The organism is Bacillus sp. VA13 (assembly GCF_055710085.1).
The window spans coordinates 1-613 of record NZ_JBVQPP010000013.1 but is presented as its reverse complement, the minus strand read 5'-3'; the positions used below and the strand labels follow the sequence as shown (position 1 = coordinate 613).

Genomic DNA, 613 nt, shown 5'->3' with positions numbered 1-613 from the left:
TCTCAATTTGTTTGGTGGCGATAGCGAAGAGGTCACACCCGTTCCCATGCCGAACACGGAAGTTAAGCTCTTCAGCGCCGATGGTAGTCGGGGGTTTCCCCCTGTGAGAGTAGGACGCCGCCAAGCAGATTTTTTATTTCTACCATGTTTGTTTATGAAGCTTATATTATTCCGCAGTAGCTCAGTGGTAGAGCTATCGGCTGTTAACCGATCGGTCGTAGGTTCGAATCCTACCTGCGGAGCCATTGCTTCCATAGCTCAGCAGGTAGAGCACTTCCATGGTAAGGAAGAGGTCAGCGGTTCGAGCCCGCTTGGAAGCTTTATTAAATGTATTATTACCAAGGTTTCTCGAAAAGGAGAAAGCTTTTTTTATTGCGATATGCGGAAGTAGTTCAGTGGTAGAACACCACCTTGCCAAGGTGGGGGTCGCGGGTTCGAATCCCGTCTTCCGCTCCATTTTATCCCAACGGGATATTGTAAAATTGATTGCGCCCGTAGCTCAATTGGATAGAGCGTTTGACTACGGATCAAAAGGTTAGGGGTTCGACTCCTCTCGGGCGCGCCATTATTCTAATAGAATAGTTAGGAAATCGGGAAGTAGCTCAGCTTGGTA

The 613-nt window shown here is 48.1% G+C and carries 4 tRNA genes and 1 rRNA gene; all 5 read left to right on the top strand.

The window, feature by feature from the left end:
* The first annotated feature begins 10 nt into the window (after positions 1-10).
* Positions 11-126: ribosomal RNA gene (gene rrf / locus AC0C66_RS21480) — 5S ribosomal RNA — on the top strand.
* 44 nt (positions 127-170) lie between these two features.
* Positions 171-245 (top strand) — tRNA-Asn (locus AC0C66_RS21475).
* A 2-nt stretch (positions 246-247) separates the two neighbouring features.
* Positions 248-320 (top strand) — tRNA-Thr (locus AC0C66_RS21470).
* A 61-nt stretch (positions 321-381) separates the two neighbouring features.
* Positions 382-456: transfer RNA gene (locus tag AC0C66_RS21465), tRNA-Gly, on the top strand.
* 32 nt (positions 457-488) lie between these two features.
* A tRNA-Arg gene (locus AC0C66_RS21460) sits at positions 489-565 on the top strand.
* Positions 566-613 lie beyond the last annotated feature (48 nt).